16 protein-coding genes and 1 tRNA gene are annotated in these 22,988 nt (G+C 51.7%); 16 read left to right on the top strand and 1 reads right to left on the bottom strand.

The genetic code is table 11. The features are described from left to right. Window positions 1-74: 74 nt before the first annotated feature. The 12 genes from ACXMYH_RS09490 (at window position 75) to ACXMYH_RS09435 (ending at window position 14,888) form a co-directional block, all read left to right on the top strand. Window positions 75-452, top strand: coding sequence for a GntR family transcriptional regulator (locus tag ACXMYH_RS09490; RefSeq protein WP_118298427.1), 378 nt, complete (start codon window positions 75-77; stop codon window positions 450-452). Window positions 453-465: 13 nt separating this feature from the next. Then, window positions 466-1,041: a UvrB/UvrC motif-containing protein gene (locus ACXMYH_RS09485; RefSeq protein WP_118529727.1), complete on the top strand. Its 576-nt coding sequence runs from the start codon at window positions 466-468 to the stop codon at window positions 1,039-1,041. Then, window positions 1,034-2,080: an ATP--guanido phosphotransferase gene (locus ACXMYH_RS09480; RefSeq protein WP_118322088.1), complete on the top strand. Its 1,047-nt coding sequence runs from the start codon at window positions 1,034-1,036 to the stop codon at window positions 2,078-2,080. The genes ACXMYH_RS09485 and ACXMYH_RS09480 overlap by 8 nt, the downstream gene beginning before the upstream one ends. 166 nt (window positions 2,081-2,246) lie before the next feature. Next, window positions 2,247-4,736 carry an ATP-dependent Clp protease ATP-binding subunit gene (locus tag ACXMYH_RS09475; protein ID WP_118514478.1) on the top strand — a complete coding sequence of 830 codons (2,490 nt, stop codon included), beginning with the start codon at window positions 2,247-2,249 and terminating at the stop codon, window positions 4,734-4,736. A 109-nt stretch (window positions 4,737-4,845) separates the two neighbouring features. After that, window positions 4,846-5,259: an endosialidase gene (locus ACXMYH_RS09470; protein WP_118298430.1), complete on the top strand. Its 414-nt coding sequence runs from the start codon at window positions 4,846-4,848 to the stop codon at window positions 5,257-5,259. A gap of 102 nt (window positions 5,260-5,361) precedes the next feature. Beyond that, window positions 5,362-6,735 (top strand): DNA repair protein RadA, encoded by a 1,374-nt coding sequence (gene radA / locus ACXMYH_RS09465; protein WP_486554757.1) that lies wholly within the window; start codon window positions 5,362-5,364, stop codon window positions 6,733-6,735. Between the two features lie 189 nt (window positions 6,736-6,924). After that, window positions 6,925-6,995 (top strand) — tRNA-Trp (locus tag ACXMYH_RS09460). A gap of 67 nt (window positions 6,996-7,062) precedes the next feature. Next, entirely contained in the window at window positions 7,063-8,940 is a 1,878-nt protein-coding gene (locus ACXMYH_RS09455) for a DUF6320 domain-containing protein (protein WP_486554756.1), read from the top strand. Between the two features lie 38 nt (window positions 8,941-8,978). Next, window positions 8,979-10,004, top strand: coding sequence for an alpha/beta hydrolase (locus ACXMYH_RS09450; protein WP_118298433.1), 1,026 nt, complete (start codon window positions 8,979-8,981; stop codon window positions 10,002-10,004). Window positions 10,005-10,193: 189 nt separating this feature from the next. Next, window positions 10,194-11,579 (top strand): NCS2 family permease, encoded by a 1,386-nt coding sequence (locus ACXMYH_RS09445; protein WP_118322084.1) that lies wholly within the window; start codon window positions 10,194-10,196, stop codon window positions 11,577-11,579. 383 nt (window positions 11,580-11,962) lie between these two features. Continuing rightward, on the top strand, window positions 11,963-12,205 hold the full coding sequence (locus ACXMYH_RS09440) for an HPr family phosphocarrier protein (protein WP_405578954.1): 243 nt from the start codon (window positions 11,963-11,965) through the stop codon (window positions 12,203-12,205). A gap of 319 nt (window positions 12,206-12,524) precedes the next feature. Continuing rightward, window positions 12,525-14,888, top strand: a complete 2,364-nt coding sequence (locus ACXMYH_RS09435; RefSeq protein WP_486554755.1) for an ATP-dependent DNA helicase — start codon at window positions 12,525-12,527, stop codon at window positions 14,886-14,888. 61 nt (window positions 14,889-14,949) lie between these two features. Here the strand turns inward: ACXMYH_RS09435 and ACXMYH_RS09430 are convergent, their stop codons facing one another. Then, the gene (locus ACXMYH_RS09430; protein ID WP_142411683.1) at window positions 14,950-15,825 is read right to left on the bottom strand and encodes a LysR family transcriptional regulator; all 876 of its coding nucleotides are present in this window, start codon (window positions 15,823-15,825) and stop codon (window positions 14,950-14,952) included. Window positions 15,826-16,229: 404 nt separating this feature from the next. Between ACXMYH_RS09430 and ACXMYH_RS09425 the strand changes: the two genes are divergently transcribed. The 4 genes from ACXMYH_RS09425 to ACXMYH_RS09410 all read left to right on the top strand — a co-directional run bounded on the left by ACXMYH_RS09425 (window position 16,230) and on the right by ACXMYH_RS09410 (window position 22,739). Further along, window positions 16,230-16,415 carry a hypothetical protein gene (locus ACXMYH_RS09425; RefSeq protein ID WP_147352474.1) on the top strand — a complete coding sequence of 62 codons (186 nt, stop codon included), beginning with the start codon at window positions 16,230-16,232 and terminating at the stop codon, window positions 16,413-16,415. After that, window positions 16,387-17,001 carry a sigma-70 domain-containing protein gene (locus ACXMYH_RS09420; RefSeq protein ID WP_118298438.1) on the top strand — a complete coding sequence of 205 codons (615 nt, stop codon included), beginning with the start codon at window positions 16,387-16,389 and terminating at the stop codon, window positions 16,999-17,001. Before ACXMYH_RS09425 ends, ACXMYH_RS09420 begins: the two co-directional genes overlap by 29 nt. Window positions 17,002-17,224: 223 nt before the next feature. Beyond that, window positions 17,225-20,989 (top strand): phosphoribosylformylglycinamidine synthase, encoded by a 3,765-nt coding sequence (locus ACXMYH_RS09415; protein ID WP_405578962.1) that lies wholly within the window; start codon window positions 17,225-17,227, stop codon window positions 20,987-20,989. 253 nt (window positions 20,990-21,242) lie between these two features. Then, a complete protein-coding gene (locus tag ACXMYH_RS09410) occupies window positions 21,243-22,739 on the top strand; it encodes a C69 family dipeptidase (protein ID WP_486554754.1) in 1,497 nt (498 codons plus the stop codon). Window positions 22,740-22,988 lie beyond the last annotated feature (249 nt).

The following is a 22,988-nucleotide window of genomic DNA, read 5'->3' as shown; positions in this document are numbered from 1 at the left end:
AAATGGAATACAATGATACCGGGGCTGTTTGCGCGGTCCCGGTATCAAAAATCTAAAACAAAGACGGTGATAGAATGGTATTGAAGATTGATTTTGACAGTGAGGAAGCGCTCTACACCCAGCTCTGCAACCAGATCATCTGCGGCATTGCGATGGATGTGCTTCACGACGGGGACAGCCTTCCGTCGGTCAGACAGCTTGCGGATGAGATCGGAATTAACATGCATACAGTCAATAAGGCATATGCTGTATTGAAACAGGAAGGCTTCCTGCGTCTGGACCGCAGACGCGGGGCCGTGATCGCCCTGGATATGGATAAACTGCGGACGATGGAGGAGATGAAAAATGATCTTGCGCTGATCGTGGCGCGCGGGATCTGCAAAAACGTCGGCAGAGACGAGATCCACAACCTTGTGGACCAGATCTATGATGAGTTCGGCGGACAGGCATAAAGGAGGAACATTCATGCTTTGTGAACATTGCAAAAAACGGGAAGCGACCGTAAAATACGTGGAAGTCATCAACGGCGTGAAGACCGAGCACAACCTCTGTACCCAGTGTGCCGCCCATGCGGACCTCGGACAGTTCTCCGCACTCTTTGAGGGAGAGTTCCCGTTGGGAAAACTTCTCTCAGGACTCCTTGGAACCCAGGAGACGGAGGAAGAGGATGAAAAATATTCCGGCGTCGTATGCCCGACCTGCGGAACAACGTATGAGGAATTTGTAAAGGACAGCCGGTTTGGATGCCCGGACTGCTACAGTGTTTTTGATCCGCTGATCAGCGACCACATCCGCCATCTTCAGGGCAGCGAAAAACATGTCGGAAAACATCCGGCAGGATTTCAGCCGGATCCGGCGGTGATCGGAGAAGCTGCCGGACCGGGAGAGGATCCGGTGAATATCCCGGAACTTTCAAAAGAGGAAAAGATCCGCCTGATGGAAGCGAGATTAAAAGACGCGGTGCGCCGGGAAGAGTACGAGGAGGCCGCGAAGCTCAGAGATGAGATCCGGGCGTTAAAAGAGGAGAAACAGAATGGATAAATGGTATGAGATGCCTGGAAAGACAGGTACAAATGTGATCTACAGCCGGATCCGTCTGGTTCGAAACCTGAAAGAGTACCCGTTCCCCGGGCGTCTCACAAAGGAACAGAGTGTGGAGCTTTCAGAGAAACTTCTCGGCGGACTCACCGGTATCGCCTCCATGGACCGGATGCAGTACCGGTTTACACACCTGGAGAGGATGGGAGATCTGGAAAAGACTGCACTTTTAGAGCGGCGGGCTTTAAATCGCAGCGTGATGAAGAAAAAAGATCCGACGGGGATGATCCTGTCGGAGGATGAGTCCACGGCGATCCTCTTAAACGGGGATGACCATGTGCGGATCCAGACGCTGCAGACGGGGCTGACCCTGGACCGACTTTACGAAAAGGCGGACCGGATCGATGATTACATCGGAGAACGGTTTGACTATGCGTTTGATGAAAAATACGGATATCTGACCTCGTTCCCGACAAATGTGGGGACGGGACTCCGGGCAGCAGTGGTTCTTCATCTGCCGATGCTGTCGAAAAACAAAAATTTCAGCAGCCTGGTAGCGGATATGGGCCGTTTTGGGACCCAGGTCCGCGGCGTTTACGGCGAAGGCGCGGAAAACTTCGGTTCCCTGTACCAGATCTCGAACCAGAAGACTCTGGGTCAGACAGAACAGGAGATCATTGATATCGTGCGAAAGGCGGCGCTGGAGCTGGATGCCCAGGAACGCCGGATGCGCCGGGAATACCGCCAGAGAAAGCCGGTGCAGGCAGCGGATGAATGCTATAAATCGTACGGAGTCTTAAAATATGCGAGACGCCTGACGAGAAAGGACGGAATGGAATTTCTGTCCCAGATCATGACTGGGATCACAGACGGGATCCTGACGGTGAAGGAGCCGTGTTCCGTTTACGGACTGATGATCGGGATCCAGCCTGCAAATCTTCTGAGTCTGGCAGACCGTCCGCTCGATAAAGATGAGCTGGATGCTGCGAGAGCGGAATTTTTGAGAAAACGGCTGCCGGAAATTATAGAGCCGGAGGCATGATCTCCGGAAGAAAAGATAGAAAATCGCAACTGTTCAGCAGGTTTGTGCCTGCGCCTGTAAGGGCACTGAACGGCTGCAGAAAATCAGAAATGACCGAAAAAAACCAGGACACCGGTCGGTGCGGGGTCTGCGGATATTTCTGATCGATCAGGAGGAAAGAAAACAGATGGCACAATATACGGAAAAAGCCCAGGAGGCGCTCGTTCTTGCCGGTGAAGCGGCGGAGGATATGGGGTCCCATGTGATCGGGACGGAGCACATCCTGGTGGGGCTCATTGAGGAGGGAAGCGGAACCGCTGCCATGGTCCTCGAGGCCAATGAGGTGAAGCTCGACAGACTGCTCGCTCTTGTGGAGCAGCTTGTCTCTTCCTATCAGAACACAGCCACCAAAGAACGCGATGGCTACACGCCGAGCGCGAGACATGTGCTGGAAAACAGCTATAAAGAGGCGGTGAGGTTCCATGCGCCGTTAATCGGGACGGAACACATCCTGATGGCGTTACTGAAAGAATCGGACTGTGTGGCGGTCCGCCTGTTAAATACACTGAATATCAACATCCAGAAGGTCTATATCGATCTTTTATCCGCGATGGGAGAGGATGGAAACGCAGGAAAAGAGGAACTGGCTCAGGGACGCCAGCCGCGGGGCGGACAGAGCGCGACTCCGACGCTTGACGCGTACAGCCGCGATCTCACGGTTCTCGCAAAAGAGGGAAAACTGGATCCGGTCATCGGCAGGGAGAAGGAGATCCGCCGCGTGATCCAGATCCTGAGCAGAAGAACGAAGAATAACCCGTGTCTGATCGGAGAACCGGGCGTCGGAAAGACAGCCGTGATCGAAGGTCTCGCGCAGCTCATCGCTTCCGGTGATGTTCCGGACACGATCCGCGGAAAACGCGTGGTGATCCTGGATCTCTCCGGAATGGTTGCAGGATCCAAATACCGCGGCGAGTTCGAGGAGCGGATCAAAAATGTGATCAGTGAGGTGACCGAGGCGGAGAATGTCCTGCTCTTTATCGATGAGATCCACACGATCATCGGTGCAGGCGGAGCGGAAGGCGCACTGGATGCGTCGAATATCTTAAAACCGTCCCTTGCCCGCGGTGAGATCCAGCTGATCGGCGCGACGACGATCGAGGAATACCGGAAATATATCGAAAAAGACGCGGCTCTGGAGCGCAGGTTCCAGCCGGTGACTGTGGAGGAGCCGACGGAGGACGAGGCGGTCCAGATCTTAAAGGGACTCCGCCCGAAATATGAGGAGCATCATCATGTGACGATCACAGATGCGGCGTTAAAGGCAGCAGTCCGCCTTTCTGCCCGCTACATCAATGACCGGTTCCTGCCGGACAAGGCGATCGATGTAGTCGATGAGGCGGCCTCCAAGACGAGACTCACGGTCTATGTGGAGCCGAAGGGCATCAAGACACTCGAGGAGGACATCAGAAAGCTCGAGAAAGAGAAAGAGGACGCGATCCGCAGCGAGGCATACGAGCTCGCCGGTGAGATCAAGAAGAAACAGGCTTCGAAGCGGGAGAAGATCCGCAAGATGAAGGAAAAGTGGGAGAGTGAGAAGGAGAGCAGGCAGCTGACTGTGGACGAGAACGACATTGCGGATGTGATCTCCGGATGGACAAAGATCCCGGTGAGCAAGCTCGCAGAGGGAGAGACAGAACGTCTCTTAAAACTGGAATCCATTCTCCATGAGCGCGTGGTCGGACAGGACGAGGCGGTTGTTGCCGTCGCGAAGGCGATCCGCCGCGGAAGAGTCGGATTGAAAGACCCGAAGCGCCCGATCGGCTCCTTCTTATTCCTCGGACCGACCGGAGTCGGAAAGACGGAGCTCTGCAAAGCACTTGCGGAGGCAATGTTCGGAACGGAAAATGCCCTGATCCGTGTTGATATGTCGGAGTATATGGAGAAACACAGTGTTTCCAAGATGATCGGATCCCCGCCAGGATATGTCGGATACGAGGGAGGCGGACAGTTAAGCGAAAAAGTCCGCAGAAATCCGTATTCTGTGATCCTTTTTGATGAGGTGGAGAAAGCCCATCCGGATGTGTTCAATATCCTTCTGCAGGTGCTGGATGACGGTCATATCACGGATTCCCAGGGCCATAAGATTGATTTCAAGAATACGGTCATCATCATGACATCCAATGCCGGTGCTGAGAACATCATCGCGCCGAAGCAGCTCGGATTCATGTCCCAGGACGATGAGAAAGTGCGCTATCAGCGCATGAAGACCGGAGTCATGGACGAGGTGAAACGGATGTTCAAGCCGGAATTCTTAAACAGGATCGATGATACGATCGTGTTCCACCCGCTGACGAAGGATCACATGAAGGAGATCGTGACGATCCTCTTAAATATCCTCGAAAAGCGGACAAAGAGCCAGATGTCTATCCGCTTAAATGCCGGTGATGACGTGAAGGAATACCTTGTCGAGAAAGGATACGATGAGAAATATGGCGCGAGACCGTTGAAGCGCACGATCCAGAATCTCATTGAAGATAAGCTCGCGGAGCTCGTCCTGGAAGGAAAAGTCCGGGAGGGAGATTCCGTGAAGATCACCTGTAAGGACGGAGAACTGAAATTTTCTGCAAGACATCCACAAACTGCTGGAAAAACTTCCGCCAGTGTGGTAAAATCATAGGCACGACGATGCAGTGATGACCTGGTCCGGTAATCAGATCCCTGCAGCATTTACAACAGTGAAGGGGAGAAAGCCCTCTGTTGAAATACACAAAAGGAGAGTAAGCATTATGTCAGTAATCAACGAACTGATCCGTACAGAGGCAAACGGGACATTAAGTTTCGGAAACTACAGCCTCGCAGCAAAATCTAAAGTAGAAGACTTCGAGCACGAAGGTGATCTTTATAAAGTTAAGACATTTAAGGAAATCACAAAGTTAGAGAGAAACGGAATGTTCGTTTATGAGTCTGTTCCGGGAACTGCTGTAAAGGATTTTGCAGTGACCGATACAACAGTGACATTCAAAGTCGAAGGATTTGAGGATGCCCAGATCACAGTACAGTTAGAGGATGACTGCGAGTATGAGGTTTTCGAGGACGGCGTTGGCGTCGGCGGTATGAAGACAAATATGAGCGGTAAACTGAGCCTTTCTGTTGAACTTAATGAGGGCAGAGAAGTAGAGGTCAAGATCGTTCGCAAGTAAATAGGAAAATCAGAAATCACTGTCCGGACAGGATATGGACGGCAGTATCACAGAGCGCTCCGGGGATACACTTCGGAGCGTTTCCTGTACAGGGAGAATATCGTGGCAAAAGCAAGAAATACAGCTTTTTTCTGTAAAGAGTGCGGCTATGAGTCCGCAAAATGGCTCGGACAATGTCCGGTGTGCAAGGAATGGAATACATTTGTCGAGGAACCGGTTGCCCAGACGAAAAAAGCGCCGGCCGGACAGATCAATGCGGTCGGAGCCGGAAAGACGGCGGTCCCGGTCCACATCTCGGAGATTTCTTTGGAGGAGCAGGACAGGACGCCTACGGGCTTTGGAGAGCTTGACAGAGTTCTTGGAAGCGGGATCGTAAAGGGAAGCCTTGTGCTGGTCGGAGGAGATCCGGGAATCGGGAAATCGACGCTGCTTTTACAGGTCTGCAGAAACCTTGCAGGGGCCGGAAAACGGGTCCTCTATATTTCCGGAGAGGAATCGTTAAAGCAGATCAAGATGCGTGCGAACCGCATAGGGGAGATTTCGGGAGAGCTTCTGTTTTTATGCGAGACAAATCTCGACACGATCCACAGCGCGATCGAGCGTGCAAAGCCGGATGTGGTGATCATCGACTCGATCCAGACAATGTTCCGGGAAGATATCTCGTCGGCACCTGGAAGCGTGAGCCAGGTCCGGGAATCGACAAATCTCCTGATGCAGATCGCAAAGGGATACGGGATCACGATCTTTATCGTCGGCCATGTGACAAAAGAGGGCGTTGTCGCGGGACCGCGTGTGCTGGAACATATGGTGGATACGGTTCTCTACTTTGAGGGAGACCGGAATGACGCATACCGGGTCCTCAGGGCAGTAAAAAACCGTTTCGGGTCCACGAACGAGATCGGTGTGTTTGAGATGGAAGAAAAAGGACTTTCCGAGGTGCTAAATCCGTCGGAGATGCTGATCTCCGGGCGTCCGAAGGAAGCGTCTGGGGCGGTGGTAGCCTGTTCATTGGAGGGAACGCGACCGATCCTCCTGGAGGTCCAGGCGCTCGTGACAGCGACGAATTTCGGAATGGCAAGACGGACGGCGAACGGCGTCGATTACAACCGGATCAACATTTTACTCGCGATCCTGGAAAAGCGATGCGGGTATGCGATGAGCCGGTATGACGCCTATGTGAATATCGCGGGCGGAATGAAGATGAACGAACCGGCGCTGGATCTCGCCGTTGTGATGGCGCTTGTGTCGAGCTTTAAGAACCGGGAGGTGGATCCGGGGATGCTGATCTTCGGGGAAGTCGGTCTTTCCGGCGAAGTCCGCGGAGTCTCCCAGGCGGCCCAGCGTGTGTCGGAGGCGATCAAGATGGGCTTTACAAGCTGTCTGCTCCCGAAATCAAATCTGGAGAAGTTAAAGGATGAGAAACGGATCAGACTGATCGGGGTGGAGAATGTGAGAGAGGCGATCCAGCTGATCTGATCGGAAAAGTACGGAGGATGCGGTAATGCTTTGAGCGGAAAAGGATCGGTCTGCAGGTTGGCATAAGGCAGCTGATTTTTTCGCTCGAAGTGCCGGATACAAAAATATAAGAAATTTTCAAATTAGTGTTGACAATTAAAACATTTCATGCTACTATAATGGAGCATTAAGTGATGCGCAACAAAATATAGGGGAATAGTTCAATGGTAGAGCAGCGGTCTCCAAAACCGTAGATGGGGGTTCGAGCCCCTCTTCCCCTGCTTCTGATGTACCGGAAAAATTATTTTTCCGGTTATTTTTTTATCCTGAAAGAGGTGCGGGATCTGAATGAAGAATTTATCGGAGCAATTCACAAAGAAACGCCGGCGCATCCAGGGCGCCGCATGGCGGAGACTGGACAACACGGCAAAACTTTTTGCGGCAGTGTCCGGAGAAGATCTGAGCAGTGTATTCCGGATCTCGGCGAATCTGAAGGAGCCGGTGGATCAGGAACTTCTCCACAGAGCCTTGCTCCTGACACTCCCGGAATTTGAAAATTTCCGGGTGAAGCTTCGGAAGGGATTTTTCTGGTACTATTTCGAGACGAACGACCGGGATCCTGTGATCGAGAAAGAGCAGAGCGCACCGTGCCGGTTTATCGATCCACATCGTGCGGCGAGATTTCCGTTTCGTGTCAGCTACTTCGGAAACCGCATCAATTTTGAGGTTTTCCACGGGCTGACAGACGGACTCGGAGCTCTCCGGTTTGCCTCGCGGCTGACGGAGCATTATCTGGAGTTAAAGAAAAATCTTCCGGTTATCACGGAAGAAAAAGAATTTTCTCCATTAAAAGAGGATGATTATCTCCGCTATTACAGAAAATTACCGAAACGCCACTATGAGAGCGAACCGGCACTTCAGGTAAGTGGGGAATTTCTTCCGTTTGACCAGATGGGGATCTTAAAGGGAACACTGCAGGTCGCGGATCTAAAAGCACAGTGCCGGAAATACGGGGTCAGTATCACAAAATACCTGGCAGCAGCACTTCTATGGTCTGTCATCCGGACAGAGACGGACGGGAAGAACCTGAAAAAACCGGCAGCGCTCAATCTTCCGGTCAATCTGCGGAGCTTTTTTGACTCGGAGACGCTCGCAAATTTTTTTGCGGTAGTCAATATCTCCTGGCCGAAAGGCAGGGCGCCGGAGAACTTCCGGGAGGTCCTCACAAACGTCAGTCGTCAGATGGACGAACAGATCGTGAAGGAGCGACTGGAGGAGACGATCTCCTACAATGTATCCAACGAGAAAAAGTGGTATGTGAGGGCGATCCCTCTGTTTATCAAGCATCTGGCGATGGAACTGATCTTCCTTCGCACAAGCCGCGCCCATACGATGACCTTTTCCAACATCGGCCCTGCAAAGATCCGGGAAGATCTGAGAGAGGATGTTGAGGATTTTGAGCTTCTCGTCGGTGCATCTCCGAAGCAGCGGATGAAATGCGGGGCGGTAGCTTACGATGGAAAGCTCTGCCTGGCGTTTACGAGTGCAATGGCAGAGAATCGTCTGCCGGAAGTGTTTTTCCGTTTCCTGGAAGATCAGGGGATCCCGGTGGAGCAGGAGAGCAACGGGATCACAGACCGGGAACATGATAAAGGACGGTATCCGGTGATCGCACAGGACCGCAGAAAGATCAAAAAGGCTGTCCGGATGTTTTATCTTTCGCTGGTGTTCGTTTCGGTCCTTGCGGGGATCGTAAATCTTGCAACCTACCGGCAGATCCCGTTTAAATGGTCACTCCTGACCGCGGGCGCCGCTGCCTATGTGGCGATGACATTAAAATTTTCCGTGATGCGCCATGCAAGCCTTTCCGGGATCCTTGTCAGGCAGTGTCTGGGGATCCAGGCGATCCTGCTTCTGATCGACACGCTGACGGGACTGCATGGCTGGTCGGTGGACTATGCGATCCCGTGCGTTGTCTTATTTGAAGTGGCGGCGATCCTGCTTATGATGCTCGTGAACCGACTGAACTGGCAGAGCTATTTTATGTACCAGATCGCGATCACGGTTTTAAGCTTTATCCCACTGATCTTCTGGAAGATCGGCTGGACGAGGCATCCGCTGCTCACAGTGCTTTCTGTGGTGATCTCGGTGGCAGCGCTCTTTGCCACGGTGCTGCTCGGGGACAGGAGTGTGAAACGGGAATTGCGGCGGAGATTTCATGTGTGATAGATGAGGAAAAGGAACAGACAGGAAAGGAATGAAACATGAGCCGAAAAGAAGTCAGCATGATCGGGAATCTGACCAGGGATATGATGAGAGATGTCATGGAGACATCTTTAAAAAAGCCGATCCAGACTGGAGAATTCCGAAAGAATCCGGTGGAACCGGCATGGCGGTGCCCGAATGATTATATCTATGAACTGATCCCGACAGGGAAATTCGTGATGGAATATTTAAAGCCGAAGCAGGCGGTCACTGGGCGGGTGATCCTGCAGCTCCACGGCGGCGGATATATCGGTCCGATGAAGAACATTTACCGGCGGTTTGCGGTTAAATATTCGGAACTGGGGTTCGGGGCGGATGTCCTGACTCCTGACTACCGGGTCGCACCGGAGCATCCGTTTCCGGCGGCACTCGAGGATGCAGTCTATGCCTACAAATGGCTTTTAAATGAAAAAAAATACGATCCGGAACAGATCGTGGTTGCCGGAGATTCCGCGGGAGGCGGACTTGCCCTCGCGCTCTGTCTCTACGCAAAGGATCATGCGCTTCCGCTCCCGGCTGGGATCATCACGATGTCCCCTTGGACGGATGTGACGCTCAGCGGGGCTTCGTATGAGGAGAATTATACGATCGACCCATTGTTTGGAAATTCGAAAGAAAATATGCTCTACCAGTGCAGCTATATCGGGGATGCTGATCCGAAGGACCCGTATCTATCCCCACTGTTTGGAAATTTTGAGGGCTTTCCTCCGATGCTCATGCAGGTGGGCTCCTATGAGGTCCTTCTTGATGACACGCGGGAAGCTGCGAAGAAAGCGAGAGCAGAGGGCGTAAAAGTCCGCTGTTCCGTCTACGACGGCATGTTCCACGTCTTCCAGATGGGACTCGACCTGATCCCGGAGAGCCGCGAGGCCTGGGAAGAGGTCGGAGAGTACCTGCGGATCGTTTACCGGATCCACAGGGATCAGGAAGGAAAGGTCGTAAAGAAGGTAAAGACGAGGCGGAAAGATACGGAGGAGCGGGCGAAACTGAATTTGCTGGCTTTTTTGAAGAGAGAATTGAAATAATGATATTTACAGGGAAGGTCGCTTAACCGAAAGGGGAGAGCGGCCTTTTTATGACATGAAATGCGAACTGCCGGAAAATGCTGACTTATAAAATCCGGCTCTTTTCCTTGCGTTTTTTTTCTGCACCTCGTATAATAAAAATTAACGGTTTTATAACAAAAACTGATAAAACAAATTGGAGGGAAACAAATGAGTCTCGAAAAATTTTTCCATCTCAAGGAAAACAACACGACTGTTAAGACCGAGATCATGGCCGGTGTGACGTCATTTATGACGATGGCGTATATCCTGGCGGTAAACCCGAACATCCTCGCAGCGGCGGGAATGGATCACGGCGCGGTCTTCACGGCGACAGCGGTGGCATCCTTCATCGGAACACTCTGTATGGCACTCTTTGCGAACTACCCATTCGCTCTGGCACCTGGAATGGGTCTGAACGCGTACTTTGCCTACACGGTCGTTCTCGGAATGGGGTATTCCTGGGAAGTTGCCCTTGCGGCAGTTCTCGCAGAAGGTATCATCTTCATTATCCTTTCCTGCTTTAACATCAGGGAAGCGATCTTCAACGCGATTCCGTTCAACTTAAAGAAAGCGGTCAGCGTCGGAATCGGACTTTTTATCACATTCCTCGGTCTTCAGAACGCGAAGATCGTGATCGGAAGCTCCACGCTCGTCAGCCTGTTCTCCATCAGCGGATATAACAGCACACTTGCGGACGGACTCACAGCATCCATGAGCGATGCCGGGATCACGGTTCTCCTTGCGATCTTCGGAGTTCTGATCACAGGAATTCTGATTGTGAAGAATGTAAAGGGAAATATCCTCTGGGGAATCCTGATCACCTGGATCCTCGGTATCATCTGCCAGTTTGCCGGCGTGTATGTTCCGAATCCGGATCTCGGTTTCTACAACCTGCTCCCGGATTTCTCAAACGGAATCTCGATCCCGAGCCTGGCACCGATCATGTTCAAGTTCAGCTTAAAGGGCGTTCCGGTCCTTGAGTTCATCGTGATCGTGTTCGCGTTCCTCTTTGTTGACCTCTTTGATACACTCGGAACGCTCATCGGTGTATCTGCGAAGGCAGATATGCTGGACGCTGACGGAAAGCTCCCGAGGATCAAGGGCGCGCTCCTTGCGGATGCAGTCGGAACAACCTGCGGCGCATGTCTTGGTACTTCCACAGTCACAACGTTCGTGGAGAGTGCTTCCGGCGTAACTGAGGGAGGAAGAACAGGACTTACATCCCTGACAACAGCGGTTCTCTTCCTGTTATCCCTGCTCCTGTCCCCGATCTTTTTAGCGATCCCGTCCTTTGCGACAGCTCCGGCTCTGATCACCGTAGGTTTCTACATGATCGGCTCCGTATCTGAGATCGATTTCAAGGACCCGGCAGACGGAATCCCTGCATTCCTCTGCATCATCGCGATGCCGTTCTTCTACAGCATCTCCGAGGGAATCTCCATGGGAGTTATCTCCTATGTTGTAATGAACCTCTTCGCAGGAAAGAAGGAGAAGATCACTCCGGTCATGTACATCCTGGCCGTGCTCTTTATCTTAAAGTACATTCTGATGTAATAACATCATAGACAACTCACAAAAAGCCGGATATATAGATGGATAAAAAACGCCATTTATGTATTCGGCTTTCGGTTACTATGCATTTGCAGAAACTTGCTGATAAGGAGTTCCTGCAGATTAAGACATCAGACAACTACCTGCCTTTTCTGTGACAAATGACAAAAATTGTCATAAACTTAACAAAAAGATGGTGACATCTGTCGATTGACGCTCAACTCCGGATATGGTATAAATGTATAATCGTAGGCAGTATGGAAACATTTTCGAACCATTTCATATATTGGAATGTTCGAAGCCATTGCTGTTCACGTTTCGCAAAAAGGGTTTATGGAATCAGGTATTTGACATCTGTGGGTTTAACAAAAAGGAGTTTGAGAAATATGATGAAACAGAAAAAAGTAAAATTTGCGTCTGCAGACGAGGCAAAGGAGTTTGTGAGCATTGCCAGCGGCTGTGATTTTGATGTGAATGTATTTTATAACCGTATGATCATTGATGCGAAGTCTCTTCTCGGAGTACTGAGCCTTGATCTTACAAAGATCCTCACCGTTGAGTTCGACGGCGAGAACACACTGTTCGAGGAGTTCCTCGAGAGAAAGAATCCGATGCACGCGGTAGCGTAACGGATCGAAGAAAAAACGAAGAGGCAGCGGCTGTACAAAACGTATGGCTGGCTGCTTTTTTTACGCGAACAATGAGCCAAAGTCCGCGCGCGAGAGACTTTGGCGATTGTCGCGATAACAAGGGGAAACTCGCGAAGCGTGTTTTCACTTGTTTGTACCCGGAGTTTACAGCTTTGTTCTGGAATGTTATACTTGCAAAAGACATGAAATATGGAAACATCAGCAGCGATTCAGAGCCTGCAGTTCTGGTATTTTCTGCGGACGGCGCAGGAGATGTGCAGATATATTTGATTTACGAAAATGAAAGGGAGCGCATGTGATGAGCGAGGAAAATAAAAGATCGATCCGGATCTCGGTTCGGAATCTGGTGGAGTTTGTTCTGCGCTCCGGAGATATCGACAACCGAAGGTCCGGGAACGCCCAGAAGGATGCGATGCTGGCCGGAGGACGGATCCACAGGAAGATCCAGAAACGGATGGGATCCGGATACCGGGCGGAGGTCCCGCTGAAACATGAAGTCACGGATGACGAGCAGGAGATCGTTCTTTCGGTGGAAGGCCGGGCGGACGGGATCTTCACGGAAAACGGGATCACGGTGATCGACGAGATCAAGGGCATGTATACGGATGTTGCGAGACTGGAAGCACCAATCGAAGTCCACCTCGCCCAGGCAATGTGCTACGGGTATTTCTACTGCTGCGACAAGGATCTGGACGGGATCCGCCTGCAGCTCACCTACTGCAATCTGGAGACGGAGGAGATCCGGCGGTTTCAGACCGACCGCTCAAAGGAAGAACTGGAACAGTGGTTTTCGGGCGTGGTCCATGAATATTTTAAATGGGCGAGATATCTCTACCACCATGAGCTGACCCGCGACGCATCGATCCGGAATCTGGAATTCCCATACCCGTACCGGGAGGGACAGAGAGACCTTGTGGTGTCTGTCTACCGCACGATCAGCCGGAAAAAGCGGCTGTTCATCCAGGCACCGACCGGGATCGGAAAGACGCTCTCTACGGTGTTCCCTGCGGTCCGCGCGATCGGGGAGGGAAAAGGCGATAAGCTGTTTTATCTGACCGCAAAGACGGTAACGAGGACGGTCGCTGAGGAAGCACTCCGGATCCTCCGGGGAAAGGGACTGATCTTTACTTCTGTGACGATCACGGCGAAGGAAAAGCTCTGCCCGCTGGAAAACTGCGAGTGCAATCCGGATGCATGCCCGTATGCGAAGGGACATTTTGACCGGGTGAACGAGGCTGTCTTTGACATCCTGCATCTGGAACAGGAGATGACGAGGGAGAAAATCCTGGAATATGCCGAAAAATATAAGGTATGCCCGTTTGAATACTGCCTTGATATTTCAAGCTGGACGGACGGGATCATCTGCGATTACAACTACGTGTTTGACCCGAATGTGCGCCTGAAAAGGTATTTTGCGGACGGGCAGACGGGGGAATATCTGTTCCTTGTGGACGAGGCGCATAATCTCGTCTCGCGGGCGCGGGAGATGTACAGTGCTGAGTTAAAAAAGGAAGATATTCTCACGGTAAAGCGCCTGACAAAGGGCAAAGCTCCGAAGCTTACGAAGGATCTCGAGAAGTGCAATCAGGTGATGCTTGCGATGAAGCGGGAATGCGAGACATGGCAGCTCTTATCGGATGTGACATCCCTGGCGGCAGCGGCGATGGCGGTCTTTTCGGATATGGAGACATTTCTGGAGGATTTTCCGGATTTTGAAGGGCGGGACGAGGTCCTTGACTTTTATTTTGGACTCCGGGATTTCCTGAATGTCTATGAGCTGTTGGATGATCATTACCGGATCTACGCGGAAAATGTGGGCGTTTCTTCCTTTAAAGTGCGGCTATTCTGCGTGGATCCGTCCTCGAATCTTTCACTCTGCATGGCACAGGGGAACAGCACGATCCTGTTCTCGGCGACGATGCTGCCGATCCGGTATTACAAGACATTGCTCTCAGGAAATGAGGATGATTACGCGGTCTATGCGAACTCCCCGTTTGCGGAAGAGAAGCGGCTTCTCATGGTGGCGACGGATGTCAGCAGCCGGTATTCGAGGCGGAGTGCGAGTGAATACCGGAAGGTTGCGGAGTATATCCGGGAGGTTGTCCGGTCGAAGAACGGAAATTATATGGTGTTCTTTCCTTCCTACCAGTATATGGAGCAGGTCGAACAGGCTGTGGAGAAGCTGGATTTTCCGGCAGATCTTCTGGTGCAAGGACAGGGAATGAAGGAGCAGGAACGACAGGAATTTCTGGAAGAATTTGAGAAGAAACGGAATCATTCGCTGGCGGCCTTCTGCGTGATGGGCGGCGTGTTCTCGGAAGGAATTGATCTGAAGGAGGAACGTCTCATCGGCGCTGTGATCGTCGGAACGGGGCTTCCGATGGTCTGTGTGGAGCAGGAAGTCCTGCGCGGATATTTCGAGGAGAAAGAGGAGGCGGGCTTTGATTTTGCCTACCAGTATCCGGGGATGAATAAGGTTCTGCAGGCGGCAGGGCGCGTGATCCGGACCACGGAGGATGAGGGGATCATCCTGCTCCTCGATGACCGGTTCTTAAAGAGAGAATATCTGGAACTGTTTCCGAGAGAGTGGGAACATTTTCAGATGGTGAACCGGGGAAACGTGGGACAGTGCATGGAGGATTTCTGGGAGAGCAGAAAGTAAAAGAAAAAAGAGCCATGTCCGGCATGTAGTTGAGCGGGACATGACTCTTTTTGGTTTAATCCTACAGCATATCCATAAACTGCTTTGCAGCCTGGGAGACCGGAAGGTTCTCGTTGTGGACAACGACGAGCTGGCGGACCGGGAGAGTCTCGGAGAGCTTTAGGATAAAGAGCTGTTTTTCGTCCTCCGGGATACAGAAATCCGGGACGAAGGCGATCCCGAGGCCGATCCTTGCGAGGTCGATCAGAAGATCGTTGCTGCTGAGCTCGATCTCCGGGACCAGGTCGAGATGGGATTTCTGGAACATGGAGTGTAAAAACTCGCTGGTTGTACTCTTGCGGTCGAGCATCATGATCGGATAATCGAGAAGCTCGGCGAGTGTGAAGGTCTTATCCTGCAGCGGGAAGTGCTCGGCGCTTGCGACGAAGACATCGCGGAATTCGCGGATGGCACGGACGCTGTGGGTGTTTAAGAGACCGGAGTTCGGGTAGTTTGTGATGATGAAATCTACCTGGCCGTTCTCTAAAATGTGGGCGCACTCGATCGAGGTGGAGTTTGTCACTTTGATGTGGACGTTCGGGTAGAGCTTGTGGAATTTATTTAAGTACGGGACCAGGAAATAGCGGCAGATCGTGTCGCTGGCGGCGATACGGAGCTGGCCGCCGTTTAAGGTGTTTGCCTCTAAGAGCTGGGTCTCGCCTTTGTGAATCAGGTTCATCGCCGGTTCGATATGTTTAAATAAGATATCGCCTTCCGGGGTGAGCTGGACGCGTTTTGTGCTTCGGATGAAGAGGGTCTGGCCGAGCTTTTTCTCCAGGACCTTGACGGACTGGCTGACCGCGGACTGGGAGATGTAGAGGCATTTGGAGGCCTCGGAGAAGCTCAGGGTTTTTGCGACGTAGTAAAATACTTTATATAATTCGTAGTTGATATCCATTATTAGTCCTCCTAATGAAACAAGGTTATTTTATCATAGAATGGGGGATTTGAAAAGGGGGAAAAGGAAAATTGGTTGTTGCCTGCTGTTGCCAAATTGGTTGGCGGGCGGTGAGCATCCGGCCAGGAGTGCTGGGGATGCGGGGATGGTTCCTCTAACCTCCCGGGAGACTGCTAAGGGCGGAGAACAGCGGACACAACTCGCTTCGCTCAAACAAGTGTCCGCTGTTCTCCAACGCAGTCACCCGCGAGCTAAGAGGAAGCCAGATCCCCGGATCATGCACTCCTGTCCGGACGCTCACCGCCGGCGGCGGTATTGCTGGCATATTTTAAGAAGGGATGTTTCTGTGGATAGTGACAATCGTTGGGCAGAAGTTTCGTTATTTTTGCGGGTGACATGTGCTTATGTATGAATTCCAGGAGAGAAGTAAATTCTGCGAGCCTGGTGCAATAGGTTTTTTCTTTACTATGGAAGTCAGGGAAAAAATATGGTATGCTTACAGGGAACATGGAATTTTTGATATGTTTATATTTTTATCAATAGAAGAACGGAGAGAAGATCATGGCAGAGAAAATGAGATATGGCAGTAATGAGAATGAGAGTGGGAATGTTGATGACGAGTTCAACAATGCGAATGAGGAGCTGAATCCGGAAGATATTTACCGTGTATATATGGAAGAGATCGCGGCGATCCCGCCGTGCAGTGAGGAGGAGAATGAGAAGCTGCTCGGGGAGATCCGGAGTGGGAATAAGGCGGCGAGGGAGCGTCTGATCGAGGGTAATCTGAAAAATGCGCTGTTTTTTGTTCAGGATTATATCAATAAGGGCGTCCCGATGGCGGATCTGATCCAGGAGGCGAGTATGGAGCTGATGATGCTGGCGGATGAAGGCTTTGAGGGGAGCTTTGAGAAGCTTTTAGAGAGCCGGATTCGTGTCCGCATGGAGGAGATCATCAACGACCAGAAGAAGGAGACGGATATCGAGGAGGAGATGCTGGCGCGCGTCAATGTTCTCCAGGAGGTTTCAAAGTCCATGGCGGAGGAGCTTGGGCGTGAGGCGAAGCTTTCGGAGCTTGCGGAGCGCATGAAGATGACGGAGGACGAGGTCCGGGAGATCATGAAGGTGACAATGGATGCGCTCAGCATGAGCAAGATCAATCAGGATCTGCAGAGTTAATAATTTGCGGTGATACAGGATGGAAAAGAGTTCATCGCTGTGGGAGTATGCTGGATGTGACAACTGATAAGCATAAGTAATAAAATAAATTAGATATATTAACTTTACTAATCACACAAATCTGTGCTATGATAATGGAAAATGGATTGCTCCGCACGAGGTGGCGCTGCAGTCATGAAAAATAACAACCATCGGACAAAGCCGTTTTCCAGGAGGAGAGACTATGAGCGTAAAGCGCGTGTTTGTTGAGAAGAAACCGGAATATGCAATCAAGGCGAGAGAGCTTCGCGAGGAGATCGAGAGCTACCTTGACATTACAGAGGTAACGGGCGTTCGTGTACTGGTCCGCTACGATATTGAAAATATTTCTGAGGATGTATATAAAGAGGCACTCGGAACGATTTTTTCCGAGCCGCCGGTCGATGAGGTGTTCGAGGAGACATTCCCGCATGGCGCGGACGACGTGGTATTCTCCGTCGAGTATCTGCCTGGGCAGTTCGACCAGAGAGCTGATTCTGCGGAGCAGTGTGTAAAGTTATTAAATGAGAATGAGGAGCCGGTGATCCGCTCCGCAATGACTTATGTGATCTCCGGAAAGCTTTCCGCTGAGGAGATCGCTGCGATCAAGTCCTTCTGTATCAACCCGGTGGACTCCAGAGAGGCGTCCGAGGAGATCCCGGAGACACTTGTGACCGTATTTGATGTGCCGGAGGATGTTGCGATCTTTGACGGTTTTAAAGATATGGATGAGGCGGCTTTAAAGGAACTCTACAGCTCCTTAAATCTCGCAATGACCTTCAAGGATTTCCTTCACATCCAGAATTACTATAAGAACGAGGAGAAGAGAGATCCGTCTGTGACAGAGATCCGTGTGCTCGATACATACTGGTCCGATCACTGCCGTCATACGACATTCTCCACAGAGCTGAAAAATGTGACATTCACAGACGGCGACTACAAAAAGCCGATCGAGGACACTTATAACCAGTATCTTGCGGATCATAAAGAGATCTACAAAGGCCGCGACGACAAGTTTGTCTGCCTGATGGACCTTGCGATCATGGGCATGAAAAAGCTCCGCAAAGAGGGCAAACTCGAAGATCTCGAGGTTTCTGATGAGATCAACGCCTGCTCCATCGTCGTTCCGGTCGAGATCGACGGAAAGACAGAAGAGTGGCTTGTAAACTTCAAGAATGAGACCCACAACCATCCGACCGAGATCGAGCCGTTCGGCGGCGCTGCGACATGCCTCGGCGGTGCGATCCGTGATCCGCTTTCCGGACGTACTTATGTATACCAGGCAATGCGCATCACAGGTGCGGCAGATCCGACAAAACCGTTAAATGAGACATTAAAGGGAAAACTCCCGCAGAGAAAGATCGTCACAGAGGCTGCCCATGGATACAGCTCCTATGGAAACCAGATCGGACTTGCGACCGGTTATGTAAAAGAGCTTTACCATCCGGGATATGTTGCAAAGAGAATGGAGATCGGTGCCGTTATGGCAGCAGCTCCGAGAAAGAACGTCATCCGTGAGACATCCGATCCGGGCGATGTGATCATCTTACTTGGCGGACGTACCGGACGTGACGGTATCGGTGGTGCGACAGGTTCCTCCAAGGTGCACACAGAGGCATCCATCGAGGTCTGCGGCGCTGAGGTCCAGAAAGGTAATGCCCCGACTGAGAGAAAGATCCAGAGAATGTTCCGCCGTCCGGAAGTTTCCAGACTGATCAAGAAGTGCAACGACTTCGGTGCAGGCGGAGTTTCCGTAGCAATCGGTGAGCTCGCAGACGGACTTCTGATCGACCTTGACAAGGTTCCGAAGAAGTATGCAGGTCTTGACGGAACAGAACTTGCGATTTCCGAGTCCCAGGAGAGAATGGCAGTTGTCGTTGACCCGAAAGATGTTGACGCATTCTTAGGCTACGCAGAGGAAGAGAACCTTGAGGCGGTGACGGTTGCGACGGTTACCGAGAGCCCGAGACTCGTTCTCACATGGCGCGGAAAGACCATCGTTGATTTAAGCCGTGCGTTCCTTGATACGAACGGTGCTCACCAGGAGACAGACGTGACCCTGGAAGTTCCGAACCACGAGGGAACCCCGTTTGAAAAGAAAGAAGTGGGAGATGTTAAGGAAAAATGGCTGAAGATGCTCGGCTCCTTAAATGTATGCTCCCAGAAAGGTCTCGTTGAGATGTTCGACTCCTCCATCGGCGCATCTACCGTTATGATGCCGTATGGCGGTAAATATCAGCAGACCGAGATCCAGACCATGGTTGCAAAGCTTCCGGTCCTCGAAGGAAAGTGCGACGCTGTGACCATGATGAGCTACGGCTTCGATCCGTATCTCTCCAGCTGGAGCCCGTACCACGGTGCGATCTATGCGGTTCTCACATCCGTTGCGAAGATCGCGGCAGCAGGCGGCGATTATAAGAAGATCCGCTTCACATTCCAGGAGTACTTCCGCAGAATGAGCAGCGAGCCGACAAGATGGAGCCAGCCGTTCGCAGCACTTCTCGGTGCTTACAACGCACAGCTCGGCTTCGGGCTTCCGTCCATCGGCGGAAAGGACAGCATGTCCGGAACCTTCGATGAGGAGAGCGGAAAGGAGATCGACGTTCCGCCGACACTCGTCTCCTTCGCAGTTGACGTGGCGAACGCAAAGAACATGATCTCTCCGGAATTCAAGAAAGCCGGAAACAAGATCGTTGTATTTGAAATCAAGAAAGATTCCTATGATCTCCCGGATTACGCGCAGATCATGGATGGTTATGATAAACTTCATGAGGACATCAAGGCAGGCCGCGTGATCTCCGCTTATGCCGCTGAGGCGAACGGTATCGCAGAGGCTGTCAGCAAGATGGCATTCGGCAACCACTTAGGCGTAAAGATCGAGCATGACGTGGATCCGAGAGACTTCTTCGCACCGGCATGGGGCGACATCGTATGCGAGGTTCCGGCAGATAAGGTCGGAGAGCTTCAGATGAGCTACCGTGTGATCGGTGAGGTTACCGACAAGGCAGACTTTGAGTACGGCAATGTCTCCATCACGCTCGATGAGGCATTAAAGACATGGGATGCGACTCTTGAGGATGTATTCCCGACCGAGAGCGGCGTGAAGAAGGAAGAAGTTAAGAACGAAGTATTTAAGGCAGACAACATCGTGATCTGTGACCACAAGATCGGAACTCCGACCGTATTCATTCCGGTATTCCCGGGTACAAACTGTGAGTATGACAGTGCAAAGGCATTTGAGCGCGCCGGAGCGAATGTCATCACGAAGGTATTTAAGAACATGAGCGCCGAGGATATCCGTGATTCTGTCGAAACTTACAGAAAATCCATCGGGCAGGCGCAGATCGTCATGTTCCCGGGCGGATTCTCCGCAGGCGATGAGCCGGAAGGTTCCGCGAAGTTCTTTGCTACCGCGTTCCGCAACGAGGTATTAAAGGACGAGATCATGAAGCTCTTAAATGAGCGTGACGGACTCATGCTCGGTATCTGCAATGGCTTCCAGGCACTCATCAAGCTCGGACTCGTTCCGGAAGGAAAGATCGTAGAGCAGAAGCCGGATTCTCCGACCCTGACCTACAACACGATCGGACGTCATGTCTCCAAGATGGTGAACTTAAAGGTTGTCTCCAACAAGTCCCCGTGGCTTGCTGAGGCAAAGCTCGGCGGTATCTACACGAACCCGGTATCCCACGGTGAGGGACGTTTCGTAGCTCCGAAGGAGTGGATCGACAAGCTCTTTGCAAACGGACAGGTTGCGACCCAGTATGTGGATCTTAACGGCAATCCGACGATGGATGAGTACTGGAACCCGAACGGCTCCTTCATGGCGATCGAAGGTATCACAAGTCCGGATGGACGTGTATACGGCAAGATGGGTCACGCAGAGAGACGTGGCGACTTCGTTGCAAAGAACATCACCGGAGAACAGGATCTGAAGCTGTTTGAGAGCGGTGTGAAGTACTTTAAATAATTGAAATACTGATACTTTGAATGCCCCGGGGGATGCGTACTCCGGGGCATTTGCTGTGGTGCTGTTTCCTGCCGCATCACCGCGGTGACTTAGTTAGTTGACAGAAACCAGAGTGCGTACTAAACTGAGGATATCCGTGGCTGGCGGACAGAATGGCCGAATGAAGACCGCTTCGCAGGACAGTTTCCTGCGGAAAGCTCAGGAGGCAGCCGCGAAACCATGATGACAAAATTGAATTTTGGGGGTATCTGATATGGCATGCACAACAATCCTGGTAGGAAAAAACGCATCATATGACGGTTCAACGATGATCGCGCGAAACGATGACTCCGGTTCCGGACATTTCACGGCGAAGAAATTCGTGGTGATCCATCCGGAGGAGCAGCCGAAGGTATACAAGTCAGTCCTTTCCCATGTGGAGATCGAGCTTCCGGGCGACCCGATGAAATTTACGGCAGTCCCGAATGCGATCAAAGGAAAGGGGATCTGGGCGGCCAGCGGCGTTAATGAGAAGAACGTGGGAATGACAGCGACAGAGACGATCACATCGAACGCCCGCGTGCTCGGCGCAGATCCGCTTGTAAAATATCAGCCGGCGGAGGACGGAAAAGAGGAAGCTGCCGGCGGGATCGGTGAGGAAGACCTTGTATACATCACACTTCCGTACATCAGCAGTGCGAGAGAGGGCGTGATCCGCCTCGGAAGTCTCCTGGAGAAGTACGGGACTTATGAGATGAACGGCATCGCTTTTCAGGATGCGGGTGAAATCTGGTGGCTCGAGACGATCGGCGGCCATCACTGGATCGCAAAGCGTGTTCCGGATGACCGGTATGTGGTGATGCCGAACCAGTTCGGTATCGATGAGTTTGACTTAAACGATGCGTTCTCTGAGCAGAAGGAGCATATGTGTTCTTCGGACCTTCGTGAATTTATCGCAGAGAACCATCTGGACCTCTCTTTAAACGGCGGAAATGGCAGTCATTTTGATGCGAGAGCTGCGTTTGGAAGCCACAGTGATTCCGATCACATCTACAATACTCCGAGAGCATGGTTCATGTGCCGCTACTTTAACCCGCATACAAAGAAGTGGGATGGACCGGATGCGGACTATACGCCGGAGTCCGATGATATCCCGTGGAGCATGGTGCCGGAGAAGAAGGTGACAATCGAGGATGTCAAATATGCACTTTCCTCCCATTTCCAGGGAACTCCGTTCGACCCGTATGCGAAGAGCGGGGACGGCCTCCAGAAGGGCAAATACCGCGCGATCGGGATCAATCGCAACGATTTCCTGGCTCTGATCCAGATGCGCCCGGACGTTCCGGCAAACTGCCAGGCAGTCCAGTGGCTTGCATTCGCGTCCAACGCGTTCAATACGCTGGTCCCGTTCTATGCGGCTGTTGACGAGACTCCGGAATACCTTGCGAACACCACAAAGGAAGTTTCCACAGAGAATTTCTACTGGTCGGCAAGAATGATCGCCGCGATGGCGGACGCATCTTTTGCGAAATCTGCGATCCACATCGAGCGCTACCAGAATGCGGTCCAGGCGAAAGGACATGCCCTGCTCCGCAAGTATGACGCCGAGGCTGCAAAGATCACGGATCCGGCGGAGAGCAGAAGACTTCTGGAGAAAGCGAACCGTGAGATCGCAAAGATGTTAAAGGAAGAGACGGGGAATACCCTGGATCATGTGCTCTTTGAGCTCAGCAATTCCATGAAGAACGCGTTTTCAAGATCTGACGCATAACAAGTTCAGGCCGAACGCATGTGAGACTTGACGCGTAATTCCGGCCGGTGGAAGCTGATAAATTCTTCTCAGAACGAGACCTCTGCAGGGATGATGCGGTGTAGATCAGGCCGCAGGATCCCGGGCGGAGGTCTTTTGTCATATTTTTGTACTTTTTGACGCTTGACACGGGAACCTCATCCCGTTATGCTACTTATGGCAGAAAATGCTCAGCTTTACATGCCGCGTCTTTTTGTGTTAAGATAAACA

The organism is Pilosibacter sp. NGB245 (assembly GCF_057397225.1).
Note: the sequence above shows the minus strand (reverse complement) of the source record. Positions and strands in the feature narration are given on the sequence as shown.

Excerpts from the sequence above, each read along its gene's own strand:
- ACXMYH_RS09455 (WP_486554756.1), top strand. The coding sequence starts at position 7,063 with ATGAAGAATTTATCGGAGCAATTCACAAAGAAACGCCGGCGCATCCAG.
- ACXMYH_RS09410 (WP_486554754.1), top strand. The coding sequence starts at position 21,243 with ATGGCATGCACAACAATCCTGGTAGGAAAAAACGCATCATATGACGGT.
- ACXMYH_RS09490 (WP_118298427.1), top strand. The coding sequence starts at position 75 with ATGGTATTGAAGATTGATTTTGACAGTGAGGAAGCGCTCTACACCCAG.
- ACXMYH_RS09425 (WP_147352474.1), top strand. The coding sequence starts at position 16,230 with ATGTATGAATTCCAGGAGAGAAGTAAATTCTGCGAGCCTGGTGCAATA.
- ACXMYH_RS09430 (WP_142411683.1), bottom strand. The coding sequence starts at position 15,825 with ATGGATATCAACTACGAATTATATAAAGTATTTTACTACGTCGCAAAA.
- ACXMYH_RS09440 (WP_405578954.1), top strand. The coding sequence starts at position 11,963 with ATGATGAAACAGAAAAAAGTAAAATTTGCGTCTGCAGACGAGGCAAAG.
- ACXMYH_RS09415 (WP_405578962.1), top strand. The coding sequence starts at position 17,225 with ATGAGCGTAAAGCGCGTGTTTGTTGAGAAGAAACCGGAATATGCAATC.
- ACXMYH_RS09470 (WP_118298430.1), top strand. The coding sequence starts at position 4,846 with ATGTCAGTAATCAACGAACTGATCCGTACAGAGGCAAACGGGACATTA.
- ACXMYH_RS09485 (WP_118529727.1), top strand. The coding sequence starts at position 466 with ATGCTTTGTGAACATTGCAAAAAACGGGAAGCGACCGTAAAATACGTG.
- ACXMYH_RS09480 (WP_118322088.1), top strand. The coding sequence starts at position 1,034 with ATGGATAAATGGTATGAGATGCCTGGAAAGACAGGTACAAATGTGATC.
- ACXMYH_RS09475 (WP_118514478.1), top strand. The coding sequence starts at position 2,247 with ATGGCACAATATACGGAAAAAGCCCAGGAGGCGCTCGTTCTTGCCGGT.
- ACXMYH_RS09445 (WP_118322084.1), top strand. The coding sequence starts at position 10,194 with ATGAGTCTCGAAAAATTTTTCCATCTCAAGGAAAACAACACGACTGTT.
- ACXMYH_RS09420 (WP_118298438.1), top strand. The coding sequence starts at position 16,387 with ATGGCAGAGAAAATGAGATATGGCAGTAATGAGAATGAGAGTGGGAAT.
- ACXMYH_RS09450 (WP_118298433.1), top strand. The coding sequence starts at position 8,979 with ATGAGCCGAAAAGAAGTCAGCATGATCGGGAATCTGACCAGGGATATG.
- ACXMYH_RS09435 (WP_486554755.1), top strand. The coding sequence starts at position 12,525 with ATGAGCGAGGAAAATAAAAGATCGATCCGGATCTCGGTTCGGAATCTG.